The 13,100-nt window shown below is 71.9% G+C and carries 14 protein-coding genes; 7 read left to right on the forward strand and 7 right to left on the reverse strand.

What is annotated here, in order from left to right:
- Positions 1 to 62: 62 nt before the first annotated feature.
- Positions 63 to 422, forward strand: a complete 360-nt coding sequence (locus ACZ63I_RS13980) for a hypothetical protein (protein ID WP_469338496.1) — start codon at positions 63 to 65, stop codon at positions 420 to 422.
- A gap of 11 nt (positions 423 to 433) precedes the next feature.
- On the opposite strand, the gene ACZ63I_RS13985 is transcribed toward ACZ63I_RS13980, so the two are convergent.
- Together ACZ63I_RS13985 and ACZ63I_RS13990 are read right to left on the reverse strand one after the other, a co-directional pair.
- Positions 434 to 1,306 carry an NAD(P)-dependent oxidoreductase gene (locus tag ACZ63I_RS13985; RefSeq protein ID WP_469338497.1) on the reverse strand — a complete coding sequence of 291 codons (873 nt, stop codon included), beginning with the start codon at positions 1,304 to 1,306 and terminating at the stop codon, positions 434 to 436.
- A gap of 46 nt (positions 1,307 to 1,352) precedes the next feature.
- Positions 1,353 to 1,847, reverse strand: a complete 495-nt coding sequence (locus ACZ63I_RS13990) for a DUF3145 domain-containing protein (protein WP_469338498.1) — start codon at positions 1,845 to 1,847, stop codon at positions 1,353 to 1,355.
- A gap of 245 nt (positions 1,848 to 2,092) precedes the next feature.
- On the opposite strand from ACZ63I_RS13990, the gene ACZ63I_RS13995 reads away from it, so the two are divergent.
- Positions 2,093 to 3,010 carry an SGNH/GDSL hydrolase family protein gene (locus ACZ63I_RS13995; RefSeq protein ID WP_469338500.1) on the forward strand — a complete coding sequence of 306 codons (918 nt, stop codon included), beginning with the start codon at positions 2,093 to 2,095 and terminating at the stop codon, positions 3,008 to 3,010.
- A 9-nt stretch (positions 3,011 to 3,019) separates the two neighbouring features.
- On the forward strand, positions 3,020 to 4,006 hold the full coding sequence (locus tag ACZ63I_RS14000) for an aldose epimerase family protein (RefSeq protein ID WP_469338502.1): 987 nt from the start codon (positions 3,020 to 3,022) through the stop codon (positions 4,004 to 4,006).
- Positions 4,007 to 4,134: 128 nt separating this feature from the next.
- Here ACZ63I_RS14000 and ACZ63I_RS14005 read toward each other — a convergent pair whose 3' ends face one another.
- Entirely contained in the window at positions 4,135 to 6,636 is a 2,502-nt protein-coding gene (locus tag ACZ63I_RS14005; protein ID WP_469338503.1) for a glycoside hydrolase family 3 protein, read from the reverse strand.
- A gap of 115 nt (positions 6,637 to 6,751) precedes the next feature.
- Between ACZ63I_RS14005 and ACZ63I_RS14010 the strand changes: the two genes are divergently transcribed.
- Positions 6,752 to 7,336 (forward strand): TetR/AcrR family transcriptional regulator, encoded by a 585-nt coding sequence (locus ACZ63I_RS14010; protein ID WP_469338504.1) that lies wholly within the window; start codon positions 6,752 to 6,754, stop codon positions 7,334 to 7,336.
- Here the strand turns inward: ACZ63I_RS14010 and ACZ63I_RS14015 are convergent.
- The 3 genes from ACZ63I_RS14015 to ACZ63I_RS14025 all read right to left on the reverse strand — a co-directional run bounded on the left by ACZ63I_RS14015 (position 7,296) and on the right by ACZ63I_RS14025 (position 9,844).
- Positions 7,296 to 8,162, reverse strand: coding sequence for an EI24 domain-containing protein (locus tag ACZ63I_RS14015; RefSeq protein ID WP_469338506.1), 867 nt, complete (start codon positions 8,160 to 8,162; stop codon positions 7,296 to 7,298). The genes ACZ63I_RS14010 and ACZ63I_RS14015 overlap by 41 nt on opposite strands.
- Before the next feature lie 130 nt (positions 8,163 to 8,292).
- Complete coding sequence (locus ACZ63I_RS14020; protein ID WP_469338507.1) at positions 8,293 to 8,721, reverse strand: organic hydroperoxide resistance protein; 429 nt, start codon at positions 8,719 to 8,721, stop codon at positions 8,293 to 8,295.
- A 109-nt stretch (positions 8,722 to 8,830) separates the two neighbouring features.
- Positions 8,831 to 9,844 carry an NADP-dependent oxidoreductase gene (locus ACZ63I_RS14025; protein ID WP_469338509.1) on the reverse strand — a complete coding sequence of 338 codons (1,014 nt, stop codon included), beginning with the start codon at positions 9,842 to 9,844 and terminating at the stop codon, positions 8,831 to 8,833.
- Between the two features lie 119 nt (positions 9,845 to 9,963).
- On the opposite strand from ACZ63I_RS14025, the gene ACZ63I_RS14030 reads away from it, so the two are divergent.
- Positions 9,964 to 10,410, forward strand: coding sequence for a MarR family winged helix-turn-helix transcriptional regulator (locus ACZ63I_RS14030; RefSeq protein WP_469338510.1), 447 nt, complete (start codon positions 9,964 to 9,966; stop codon positions 10,408 to 10,410).
- 36 nt (positions 10,411 to 10,446) lie between these two features.
- Here the strand turns inward: ACZ63I_RS14030 and ACZ63I_RS14035 are convergent, their stop codons facing one another.
- Positions 10,447 to 11,229 carry an SCO2400 family protein gene (locus ACZ63I_RS14035; protein WP_469338511.1) on the reverse strand — a complete coding sequence of 261 codons (783 nt, stop codon included), beginning with the start codon at positions 11,227 to 11,229 and terminating at the stop codon, positions 10,447 to 10,449.
- 98 nt (positions 11,230 to 11,327) lie between these two features.
- On the opposite strand from ACZ63I_RS14035, the gene ACZ63I_RS14040 reads away from it, so the two are divergent.
- Together ACZ63I_RS14040 and ACZ63I_RS14045 are read left to right on the forward strand one after the other, a co-directional pair.
- Positions 11,328 to 11,891, forward strand: coding sequence for an RNA-binding protein (locus tag ACZ63I_RS14040; protein WP_469338513.1), 564 nt, complete (start codon positions 11,328 to 11,330; stop codon positions 11,889 to 11,891).
- 163 nt (positions 11,892 to 12,054) lie between these two features.
- On the forward strand, positions 12,055 to 13,098 hold the full coding sequence (locus ACZ63I_RS14045) for a rod shape-determining protein (protein ID WP_469338514.1): 1,044 nt from the start codon (positions 12,055 to 12,057) through the stop codon (positions 13,096 to 13,098).
- Positions 13,099 to 13,100 lie beyond the last annotated feature (2 nt).

The raw sequence follows: 13,100 nt of genomic DNA on the forward strand, positions 1-13,100 counted from the left end.
TGGACGTATTGAGGGTGGAAGACGGGGCGCGCGCTTCTGCGGCGGGGTGCGGGTGGTACTTGTTGGCTCCCGCTCTCTCCGCCTTCGGTGTGTACGGCGGCACCGTGTGGACCATTCGGTCGTGGGCGAGCTGCCCCCTCGGGAACGACGCCGGCAACAACATCGGGCTGCAGATGATGCTGCCTGTCGTGTGGCTCTGCATGACTCTGCTGCTGCTTCTGCTCCAACTCGCACTGCGGAGGTGGCCCCTCCCGGGCGGGCGAGCCGCCAGATGGCTCGCACCGCTCGCGGTTGTCCTCGCACTGACCCTGCTGTACCGGTTCGGGATGGGGTGGCCGTACCGGCCACCGGGGGGCGAGTGCGTGGAGGGCTATCCGCTCTTCCCGTTCACGGGGAAGACGGGCCCGCACTCCGCCGGGTAAGCGGACAGGTCCTAGTCGAAGCTGGCGAAGTACGACGCCGCCATGTCCTTGTCGCCGTGGCCCTGTTCCTCGGCTCGGCGGAAGCGTTCGGCGCCTGCCGTGGTGAGGTCCAGGCGTACGTGCGCCGCTTCCGCGGCCTTGACGATCAGGCGGGCGTCCTTGGCGGCTGTGGAGACGGCGAAGCTCGGTTCGTAGTCGCCTGACAGGATCACGTCGGACTTGATGTGCAGGTAGCCGCAGTCGATGCCGCCGCCGGCCACCGCGTCGAAGAAGCTCTGCGGGTCGACGTCGAGGCCCTTGGCGAGGGCCAGGGTTTCGGCCGTGCCGTGGGTGAGGGCCAGGACCCAGTTGTTGCAGACGAGCTTGAGCCGGGTGGCCGCGGCCGTCGCGCCGTCGTCGCCGACCCAGATCGTGCGCTGGCCGATCGCTTCGAGCACGGAGCCGATTTTGGCGCGGGCCTCCTCGGGGCCCGCCGCGAGCACCGTCAGTTTTCCGGCCTCGGCGGGGCCCTTCGTGCCGAGTACCGGGGAGTCGACGAACAGGACGCCCTCCTGGCGGGCCAGGTCGGCCAGCAGGGGGACGGAGTCGAGGTCGACGGTGGTGGCCTGGAGCCAGACGGTGCCGGGGCGCAGTCCGGGTGCAGCGGCCGTGGCGGCCTCCAGGGCCGCGGGGCCGTCGTACAGGGTGGTGATGACGGTGTCGGCGCCGGTCACGGCCTCCGCCGGGGTCGCGGCGAGTTCGGCGCCCTCGGCGGCCAGCGGCTCGGCCTTGGCGGCGGTGCGGTTCCAGACCCGTACGGTGTGGCCGGTACGGAGCAGGTTGTGGGCGATCGCGGTGCCCATGATGCCGGTACCGAGGACAGCTACTGTCGAGTGTTCAGCCATGGGCCCTACCGTAAGGGCGGCCGGCGGCGCGGCTGCGGACGGCCCGTCAGACGACCTGGTGCAGCCAGCGGACGGGGGCGCCCTCACCGGCGTACCGGAAGGGCTCCAGCTCGTCGTCCCACGGCTTGCCGAGCAGCTTGGCGATCTCCGCCTCCAACTGCGTCTCGCCGTGCTGTGAGCGGGCGAGGGCGGCGCGCAGCCGGTCCTCGGGGACCAGGATGTCGCCGTGCATCCCGGTGACGGCGTGGAAGATGCCCAGGTCGGGCGTGGCGCTGTAGCGCTCGCCCTCGGCGGTGGGGCACGGCTCGGCCGTCACCTCGAAGCGCAGCATCTGCCAGCCGCGCAGCGCGGACGCGAGTTTGGACGCGGTGCCCGCCCGGCCCTGCCAGGAGAACTCGGCTCTCCAGGTGCCGGGGGACGCGGGCTGGCGGATCCAGTCGAGCTGGACCCGCAGGCCGAGCACGCCTGCCACCGCCCATTCGATGTGCGGGCACATCGCGCGTGGTGCGGAGTGGACGTACAGAACTCCACGTGTCGTCACCGGGACCTCCAGTGTGGGACGAGGTTCGCCTTTCCCAGCGGCCTCAGTAAACATCATCGGGAGTTAAACTCCGCAAAAGGGACAGCATGTGACGTGATGTAATTTACCGGAGCCTGCGGAACGGGCGCCTCTGGTTCGACGTGGCAAAAGCTACCGTGCGGCGGGGGGCCGGGGGTGTCGTACGGTCGGTACGGGGGCCGATTCACGCGAAGCTTTCACTCGCCAGGACTCAGGGGAGCGTGTTCATGGGGGTAGGACGCCACAAGGGCCGGGTACGGTTCTGCGCCGCGACGGTCGTGACCGCGGCCGTGCTCGTCGGCGGCGGGGCGCTGGCGGGCTGTGACTCGTCCGGGGGACCGCCGAACGGCGGCGCGTCCAAGCGGGCGAGCCCCGCGCCGAAGCCCGTCCCGGTCTGGAACCGCAGCCCGCGCTCGGTGGCCGCCGTCGGGGATTCGATCACCCGCGGTTTCGACGCGTGCGTGCCGCTCAGCGACTGCCCCGAGGTGTCCTGGGCGACCGGCACCGACAGCGGTGTGGACAGTCTCGCCACCCGGCTCGTCGGCGCGCCGACCGCAGCGAAACGTAGCTGGAACGAGGCGCGGTCCGGCGCCCGGATGGCGGATCTGCCGGATCAGATGGCGCAGGCGGCGCGGCGCGCGCCGGATCTGGTGACGGTCATGGTCGGTGCCAACGACGCCTGCCAGGACTCGGTCGACCTGATGACACCCGTGGCCGACTTCCGGACGTCGTTCACGGCCGCGATGCGCCGGCTGCGGGCCGGCGCCCCCAAGGCGCAGGTGTACGTGTCGAGCGTGCCCGACCTGAAGCGGCTGTGGTCGACGGGGCGCACCAATCCGCTGGGCCGGCAGATCTGGAAGCTGGGGATCTGCGCCACGATGCTCGGCGATTCGCAGGACGACGGCGCGGCGGCGCAGCGCCGCAGGGAGACGGTGTACGACCGGGTCGTGGCGTACAACGGCGTGCTGAAGGACGTCTGCGCGAAGGACCTGCGCTGCCGCTACGACGGCGGGGCCGTCTTCGACTTCCGGTTCACCGGTGAGCAACTGAGCCAGTGGGACTGGTTCCATCCCAGCAAGGACGGCCAGGGCGAGCTGGCGGAGATCGCGTACCGCAACGTCACCGCTGTCAGAGCCCCGGCGTAGGGTTTCGCCGTGACTGCCATACACGCCGAAGAAGCCGGTACGACGGCCGACTCCACCCCCGTCCACGCCTGGACGCTGGAGCGGGCCGGCACCCGGGTCAGGCTGCTGACGTACGGCGGTGTCATCCAGTCGATCCAGGTCCCCGACCGGGACGGCACGCGGGCGGACGTGGTGCTGGGGCTGCCCGCCCCGGCGGACTACCTGGCGTCGAGCGGCCCGTACTTCGGCGCGCTGATCGGCCGGTACGCGAACCGGATCGGCGGCGCGGCCTTCACCCTGGACGGCCGGACGTACCGGCTCCCGGCCAACGACGGGGACAACTGCCTGCACGGCGGCGGGTACGGCTTCGACCGGCGGGTGTGGGAAGCGGAAGCCGTCGAGCACGGCGTGCGGCTGTCCCGGACCAGCCCGGACGGCGAGGAGGGCTTTCCCGGCCGGCTGGACGTGTCGGCGACGTACACGCTGACGGCCTCGGGTGCGCTGCGGATCGACTACCGGGCGGTGACGGACGCTCCGACGCACGTCTGCCTGACCAACCACACGTACTGGAACCTCGGCGGCGCCGGCAGCGGCCCCACCGGTGGCCACCAACTGCGCGTCGCGGCCGGGCACATCACGCCGGTGGGCCCGGATTCCGTCCCCACGGGCGAGCTGACGCCGGTCGGCGGGACCCGGTTCGACTTCCGCGAGGCGCGGGCCGTGGGCCAGGGGTACGACCACAACTTCGCGCTCGACACGGCGGGTCCTGACGCGGTGGCGGCCGAGCTGTACGACCCGGTCTCGGGGCGGCTGCTGACCGTGACGACGACGGAGCCGGGGATGCAGCTCTACACCGGCGACAGTTTCGACGGGAAGCCGTACGGGCCGGGTGACGGCGTCGCGCTGGAGACGCAGCATTTCCCCGACTCGCCCAACCGCCCGGAGTTCCCCGCCACGGTGCTGCGGCCCGGTGAGGTCTACGAGTCCTCGACGACGTACGCCTTCGGGGTGCGCTGAGCCGGACCCGGTACGCCTCGCGCCCGGATCGCGGACGGCGCCGCCCAGGGCCGCGCATGTGTGTACGGCCCCGGGGCGGTGTCAGGTTCCGCCTCGGGGCCGTACACGTTTTCTCCCCCTACCCCCGGCTATCCCTCGGTATCCACCACGGCGCTCAACCGGCGGTCGGCGACGGAACGGGCGGCCTGGATCTCATATCTGCCCGCGACGTACGTCCAGGAACCGGACTCCTCGTCCCAGATCTCGAAGGCCCTGCGGCGCAGCGGGATCCGCACCTCGACGCTCTCCCCCGGGGCCGCCTCGACCGAGGCGAACCCGGCCAGCCAGCGGGCGGGCCGCTCAGCCGTCGGCGCCCCGTCGGTCTGCGCCCCGTCCGCGCTCGTGACGGGCGCGAGATAGATCTGGACGACCTCGCGGCCCGCGCGCTGCCCGCTGTTGGTCAGCCGCACCCGCGCCTCGGTCGCGGTGGCCTCGATCGTCTCGTAGCTCCACTCGGTGTAGCCGAGCCCGTGGCCGAACGGGTACGCGGGTGTCGTACCGGCCCGCTCCCAGGCCCGGTAGCCGATGAAGACGCCCTCGGTGTAGTGGAGTTCGCCCTCGGCCGTCGGGGTGGTGTCCGACACGGGCGCGTCGGCGAGCACGGCGGGCCAGGTGGTCGGCAGCCGGCCGCCGGGCTCCTCGGCGCCGAGCAGGACGTCGGCGAGCGCGGCGCCGCCCTCCTGGCCGGGGAACCAGCTCAGCAGGACGGCCGCCACGTCGTCGCGCCACGGCAGCTCCACGGGCGAGCCGGTGTTGACGACCACGACGGTGTTGGCGTTGACGGCGGCGACGGCCCGTACGAGGTCGTCCTGGCGGCCCGGGAGTTTGAGGTCCTTACGGTCGAAGCCCTCGGACTCGACGGCGTCGGTGGTGGCGACCACGACGACCGCCGTGTCGGCCGCGCGGGCCGCCTCGACGGCCTCGGCGATCAGCTCGTCCGGGTCGAACTGCGGCCCGAGGTGGAGCAGCGAGAAGCTGACGGCGGCCATCGGGATGTCGTCGGCCTTGTGGACGACGTCGCGCAGCGAGACCTCGACGGGTACGCCCGCCTCCAGTTCGACGCGGGCGCGCTCGGTGGGCTTGCCGAAGAAGGCGGCGAACGGGTCGGAGTCGGTGCCCCGCCCCTGCTGCCCCTCGAAGACGGTCTCGCCGCCGACGGCGAGCGTGAGGCCGCCGACGCCGCGGGTGCCGAAGGTGTGCTCGCCGCTCTCGCGCGGGGTGAAGGTGCCGCGGATCTCGACCGTGTGGAGTGCGTCGAAGTCGACGCCGTCGGGCAGGTCGCTGCCGACCCATTGGACCCGGCCGTTGGGCAGCGGGTCACTGGCCAGCACCCGCCCGTCGGCGGCCGTGCAGACGGCTTTCAGCGCGAACCCCTTCTCGGCGACGGCGAGTTCGGTGCTGGGGTCGGCGCCGACGGTGTAGGTCAGGGCGCCTTCGGGCAGCGCTGCCGTGAGTCCGTCGAGCGGGGAGACGACATGGTCGGGGAAGACCGTCGCCGAACCGCCGCCGAGGATACGGGCGTCGCGTGCGGCGGCGCCGCTCAGCGCGATCGTGCCGGCTGCCGGGTCGAGCGGCAGCGCGGGGCGCTCGCCCCGTACGTCGTTGCGTACGAGCACGAACGAGCGGCGGGCGATCTCGCGGGTGAGCGCGTCGCCGTCGATGTTGGCGGGCGGCTCGGTCACGACGGCGGGTGCGCCGTCGAGGACGCCCACGCGGGCGGCGAGCCGCAGTACGTTGCGTACGGCGTCGTCGACGGCCGACTCCTCGACCTCACCGGCCCTGACGGCGGCGGCGAGCGCGGGGCCGTACACCGTCTTGGGGCCCGGCATGGCGACGTCGAGGCCGCCGAGGAGGGCGCCGGTGGTGGAGCGCGCCGCCAGCCAGTCGGAGACGATGTAGCCGTCGAACCCCCATTCGCCGCGCAGGACTTCACGCTGGAGGTAGCGGTGCTCGGTCATGCTCGCGCCGTTGACCGTGTTGTACGCGGCCATGATGCCCCAGGGGTGGGCGTTCGCGACGATCGCCTCGAACGGCGCGAGATACAGCTCGCGCAGCGGCCGGGGGGTGACGACGTTGTTGACCGTGAAGCGGTCCGTCTCCGCGTCGTTGGCGACGAAGTGCTTGACGGTCGTGCCGACTCCGCCGTCCTGTACGCCCTGGACGTAGCCGGTGCCGATCTCGCCGGTGAGGTACGGGTCCTCGCTGTACGCCTCGAAGTGCCGGCCGCCGAGCGGCGAGCGGTGCAGGTTGACGGTCGGTGCGAGCAGGACGTGCACGCCCTTGCGGCGGGCCTCCTGGGCGAGCAGCCGGCCGGCCCTGCGGGCGAGACCGGGGTCCCAGGCCGCGGCGAGCGCGGTCGGCGAGGGGAGCGCGAGGGACGGGTCGTCGGCCGTCCAGCGGACGCCGCGTACCCCGACGGGGCCGTCGGACATGACCAGTGAGGCGAGCCCGATCTGCGGAAGCGCCGGCAGGGACCACTGGTCCTGCCCGGCGAGCAGCCGTGTCTTGGCGTCCAGGTCGAGCTTGCCGAGCGCCGCCTCGACGGCGTCGTTACGTGCCTGGTCGGCCCCTGTACTGGGTGCGCCTGCCACGGCCGTACCTCCTCGTGAACGTCCGGAATGATGGTTACATGGTGAACCCGCTGCCTGTAAGTGGGTAGGGTTCGTGATTCTTTCGTTACATTGATATCGGGAAGGACCGAGCTGGATGGCGAGAGCCAGGACTGAGGAGCGGCGCGCGGAGATCCTCCGCGCGGCCTTGGAGGTGATCGCCGAGCGCGGCTACCGGGGCACCACGCTGGGCGCCGTCGCCGACCGGGTGGGCCTCACCCAGCAGGGGCTGCTGCACTACTTCCCCACCAAGGAGGCGCTGCTGGTCGCGGTCCTGGAGGACCGGGACACCTGGGACACCGGGGGCGGCGGCAGCGACCGCAAGGGGTGGCGGCTCGAACTGCTCACCTCACTGGTGGACTACAACGCGATGCGGCCCGGCATCGTGCAGACCTTCTCCGCGCTCCTCGGCGAGTCCGTCACGGAGGACCACCCGGCGCGTGACTTCTTCACGCACCGATACGACCAGGTGCGCGGCAATATGACGGCGGTGCTGCGGGACGAGTTCGGCGACCGGCTGCCGGGCGGCCTCACCCCGGAGCAGGCGGCGCCGCTGCTGACGGCGGTGATGGACGGGCTCCAGTACCAGTGGCTGCTGGACCCGGAATCGGTGGACATGCCGGGGGCGTTCCGCGACTTCCTCACCCTGTTGCGGGCGGGAGGTTCAGGGCCTGCGGCGTGACGGGGGTGCCGGGAGCGGCGCCCGGCGCGGGGGCGATGCCGGGGGCGGGCTCGCCCGCCGTCGTCTCGCCGCGCGCCGGGTCGTCCTCGGACGTCTCGCCGGTCAGATGCCGGGCGAGGAGGGTGGCTCCCGCCACCGCGCCGGGCATCAGGAAGACCGCGACGACCGGGACGAGGAAGGCGAGCGTCAGCGGGACGCCGAAGCCGAGGGTGAGCATGCGGCGCCCCCGGAGCATCCGGAGCCGTTCCCGCAGGGCGATCCGGCGGCGCTGGAGCGCGACGGCGGTCAGCTCCTCGGCGAGGAAGAAGCCCGAGACGCAGAAGCCCAGCGCGGGGACGACGGTCTGTCCGACGACGGGGATGAAGCCGAGCGCGAAGAACAGGATGCCGTACAGCGCGACCCGGACCAGGATGCGCAGGCTGTCCCGCGCCGAGATCCACAACTCCCGCCAGAACGGACCCGATTCGGGGACCTCGCCGCCCTCCGCGCGGTCCACGGCCTCGGACAGCGACTCGTAGAAGGGCTGGCCGATCAGCAGCGTCACCGCCGTGAAGGTCACCACGAGCAGGAACAGGGCGAGTGCGAAGATCAGGACGGTGAAGGCGTCGCGGAAGAGGCTTTGCCAGGGCGACGACCAGTCGTCGGCGAAGGGCGTGGCCCAGCCCGCCAGGTCGTCGGCGCCGTAGATGAGGCCGATCAGGACGGCCGCGTACAGCACGAGCGTGACCAGACCGGGCAGCAGGCCGAAGCCGAACCACCGGCCGTGGCCGAGGACCCAGCGCTGGCCCTTCATCAAGTAGCCGAAACCCGCCCCGAGATCACGCATGCGTCGAAGCCTATCGGGTGGCTCGCACGTTCGGACCGGACCGGACCCGCCTCTGCCGAACCGACGGCATGGGCGCCCGGCCGGAATCCGGCCGGGCGCCCACGTCGTGCTGCGGCGTCGTGCGACGGGGTCAGGCGACGGAGAGGTCGACCTTGATGTTGCCGCGGGTCGCGTTCGAGTACGGGCACACCTGGTGCGCCTTCTCCAGCAGGTCCTTGGCCGTCGCCTCGTCGAGCGTCGGGAAGGAACCGATCAGCTCGACAGCGAGGCCGAAGCCGCCGGCCTCGGTCTTGCCGATGCTGACCTTGGCGGTCACGGTCGACCCCTTGATGTCGGCCTTCTCCTGGCGGGCGACGACGCCGAGCGCGCTCTGGAAGCAGGCGCTGTAGCCGGCCGCGAAGAGCTGCTCGGGGTTGGTGCCCGCGCCGCTGCCGCCCATCGACTTCGGCGGGTTGACCGTCACGTCGAGGTTGCCGTCGTCACTGGCGACCCGGCCGTCACGGCCGTTCTCCGCCGTGGCGGTCGCGGTGTACAGCACGTCGATGTTCTGGATGCTCATACTGGTGCGTTTCCTTCTGCTTGTACGCCACGGCTCGCGCCCACGGACCGTGCCGGCCTGGGTCCGAGCCTAACGCGTGGGAGGTCAGAGGTGGGTTGACGGGCCGGGGTCAGAGGCCGACGACCATCTTTCCGGTGTTCTCGCCGCGGAGCATGCCGAGAAACGCGTCGAACCCGTTCTCGATGCCCTGGACGACCGTCTCGTGGTACTTGAGCCGACCGGAGTCGAGCCAGCCCGATACGTCCTTCACGAACTGCGGCTGGAGCCCGAAGTGGTCGGTGACGAGCATGCCTTCGAGGCGCAGCCGCTTGCCGATCACCAGCGCGAGGTTGCGCGGCGCCGGGGTGGGTTCGGTGGCGTTGTACTGCGCGATCATGCCGCAGATGACGGCCCTGCCGTGCAGGTTGAACGAGGCGAGCGCCGCTTCGAGGTGGTCGCCGCCGACATTGTCGAAGTAGACGTCGATCCCGTCGGGCGCCGCCGCCTTGAGCTGGTCCCTGACCGGGCCGTTCTTGTAGTTGAACGCCGCGTCGAAGCCGTACTCCTCGGTGAGCAGCCTGACCTTCTCGTCGCTGCCCGCCGAGCCGATGACCCGGGCGGCGCCCTTGATCTTGGCGAACTGGCCGACCTGGCTGCCGACGGCGCCCGCGGCGCCCGAGACGAAGACCGTGTCGGTCTCCTTGAGCCCCGCGGTCTCGAACAGACCGGCGTACGCGGTCAGTCCCGTCACACCGAGGACGCCGAGATACGCGGAGGCGGGGGCCACCGCGGTATCGATCTTCGTGGCGCGCTCGGCGGGGAACTCCGCGTACTCACGCCAGCCGAGGCCGTGCAGGACGTGGTCGCCCACGGCGAAGCCCTCGGCCTTCGACGCGATGACCTCGCCGACGGCCGAGCCGTGCATCGGCTTGTCCAGCTCGTACGGCGGGGCGTACGACTTCACGTCGTTCATCCGGCCGCGCATCGCCGGGTCGACCGAGAAGAACAGGTTGCGGACCAGGATCCGGCCCTCCCCCGGCTCGGTCACCGGGACCTCGCGCAGCTCGACGACCGACGGCTCGGGCCAGCCGTGCGGGCGGGCGACCAGGTACCAGGCGCGGCCGGACGTGGGAAGTGCGGTCATGGGGCGGGGCCTCCTCAAGAAAGGTCAACGACGATGAACCGTACCGATAAGCTTCACCATCTGAAACAACCATGCACCTGGATATTTCATGCTGTCAAGCAAATGGGTATCCTGAGGGCATGGCCGCTTCCCGTACAGACCCGCTGACCCTTGAGGTCGTCCAGCTCATCGGCGATGTCGTGGCGCGCTACTACGAGGAGTACGAGCTGGCCGCGGCCAAGCACTCGCTCACCGGCGCGCAGGCGCGGGTCCTGGGTCTGCTGTCCCTGGAGCCGATGCCCATGCGCCGGATAGCGCAGAAGCTGAAGTGCGAGCCGTCCAACGTCACCGGCATCGTCGACCGGCTGGAGACCCGGGGGCTCGTCGAGCGCCGCCCTGACGCGGGCGACCGCCGGGTGAAGCTCGCCGCGCCCACCGAGAAGGGCCGGCTGACGGCGCGGCAGCTCCGCGAGTCGCTGGACTTCGCACGCGAGCCGCTGGCCGGTCTCTCCACGGCGGAGCGCGCCGTACTGCGCGACCTGCTGAAGCGGATGCTCGGCATGGACGTCGCCGTGCCGGCGCTGTAGCCGACCCGCTCCAGGGCCTGATCCGATCGACAGGCCCTAGGCGCACCACCAGAGGATCGGGGTGCAGTCCTCGGTCTCCGACGGCGTCGGCTCGGGAGCCGGGGGCGGCGGGGGCGGCGCCTGCGAGGTCGGCTCGTCCGCCGGTGTCGTGGCCCCGGGGCTCTCCGGTGCGGACTCGCCGGGAGCGGGGGTCTCGCCGGGGCCCTCGGTGGGCGACGTCTCCGGGGCGCCGGACGCGTCGGTCGCCGGGGCGGACGCGCCGTCCGAGGGAGCGGCGGAATCCGAGGCACTGGGGTCGCCGCTGCCGCTCGGCGACGGTGACCCGTCCCCGGCCTCGGCCGTCCCTTCCGTGCCCGGGGCCGCGGGGTCTCCCGGCTCCGCAGGATCCGCCGGGCCGTCCGAGGCGTCGGGCCCGCCGTCGAAGTCGACGGGGTTCTCCTCCTTGACGGAGGTGGCGGCGCGCTCGGCGGACGACTCGATGGCGAGCTGGGCGAGGCTCAGCCCGGCACCGGTCAGGACGAGCCCGAGCACGCCGGCCGTTATTCGGCGCTTGCGCTTGCTGCGCTTCCTGCGCGGTCCGGTGCGCCGGCGGCGGTGCGTCCGTACGGCAGGTCCCGCGGTACGGCCTTCCGTACGGTCGTGGCCCGCCAGCAGCAGTTCGTCACCGTCGGTTTCGTCAACGGCTTCGTCTGCTGCTTCGGCGCCGGGCTGCGGGCTGGTGTGGGGGGTGTGCTGTCGCAGCTCCTCGGCGGCTGTGCCGCATCCGGCGCAGGTCAACGCGCCGTTGAGGTGCCGACGGCACTGGTAGCAGTAGTCCATGGCGCTCGCAGATTATGCAATCGGAAGTCGCCGCAGGTGGAGAGGGCTGTAAAGATCTTGTGTGGAGTACCGCGCCGCGGGTGGGCAGGATGGCTCACATGACATCTCCGGGGTCCTTCGGACCGCTGCAATTCCAGTTGGTGCTGCTGCGCCGGATGGCCGACCACCAGCCGGAGCTGGTCGACGACGCCCGCCGCGAACTCGGTGTGTCGCCGGCCGAGATGCGCGAGGCCAACCGCCGCTGGCAGGCGATGGTGCGCTCGCCGCGCGGGCGCGGTTCGCTGTCCCGCTACCGCTCCGTACTGGGCCCGCCCGAGCAGGTGGAGCAGCGGAAGATCGGCGATCTGGCGTGCGAGGCCCTGCTCTGGCCGGTGCCGCTCTGGCCGGAGCTGCGCTTCGAGGTCATGGTGGCGAACGGTTCGGCCGTGTGGAACGAGTGGCTGGTCAGGGCGCCGGGCGCGGCGGGCCCCGAGCCGCGTACGGCCGACGATCTGCGGCCCTGGTCCTGCACCGTGGACGAGGTCGCACGCGCGTTCCCGCCGGCCCGGCCGCTGGAGGGCACGGCCCCGACCCGCTTCGGCCTCGGCTTCACCCTCCCGGACGGCCGCCCGGCGGTCGCCGAGTTCACCTGGGGGCTGCTGCAACGCTGGTCGGCCGACTGACGCCGGTACGGCGCCTCATCTGGCGGTCCGTCAGCTCCGTACTCCTATGGCCCTCCCCCGACCGGCGCAGCCCAGCGCGCGCCGGGGTCCGTGCGGGCGGACGATGCCAACAGGGCCGGCGGCCGCCGGTGGACCACTTTCAGCGCTCTCGGGAGAACCTGCCATGACCGTCAGTCTTGAGCAGTTGCGACGTTGCCATATCGCCGTCGACCTGGGGGCCGCCAGAACCCGGGTCTTTGTGAAGGGAGCCGGGCTCGTCGTCGACGAGCCGAGCTGCGCCGCCGTCAACACCCGCACCGGCGCGCTCATCGCCGTCGGCGCGCTCGCCGAGCAGATGACAGGCCGCACCCCCGACTACATCCGCGTCGCACGCCCGGTCACCGGCGGCACCGTCGTCGACATCGACATGGCGCAGCGGATGCTGCGCCATCTCATCGGCGACAAGCTCCGCCGCCAGTTGCGCCGCAAGCCCCGGCTGCGGGCCGCCGCCTCCACGCCGCACGACAGCGACCCGCTGGCGCAGCGCGCCGCGGTGGAGACGCTGGTCGGGCTCGGTGCGCGGCGGGTCGAGCTGGTCGACACGCTGATCGCGGCCGCTGTCGGCTGCGGGCTGCCCGTCGAGCAGCCGACCGCCACCATGATCATGGTGTGCGGGGCTGCGACCACCCAGGTCGCCGTGTTGTCGCTCGGCTCGATCGTCACGGCCCAGCGGATCCCGGTCGGCGGCAACGCCATCGACCACGCCGTGATCCAGTACCTGCGCCACCACCACGAGCTGATGCTGCCGAGCCAGTCCGTGCGCCCGCTCCAGCTCGCCCTGCGCGACAACGGCCTGTCGGAGGACGGGCCCTCGTCCACCGAGATCCACGGCCGCGACGTGGCCACCGGCATCGCGCGTTCGGTGCGGGTCGACACGGCTGCCGTGCGGGACGCCATCTACACCCCGCTGACCGCCGTCCTGGACGGCATCGGCAAGGTGCTGCGCGACTGCCCGCCCGACCTGGTGGCCGATCTGGCGGAGAGCGGCATCATGATGGTCGGCGGCAGCGCGCTGCTGCCCGGCCTCGACCAGATGCTGCGGGAGGCGACGGGCATGCCGGTGGCCATCGCCGAGCGGCCCGACATCTGCACGGTCCTCGGGCTCGGCGCGATGCTGGAGGGCAAGATCCAGCCGCTGGTCCTCGCCCCGCTGTCCGAAGTCCGCTGACG

The organism is Streptomyces sp. NPDC087906, assembly GCF_055584925.1.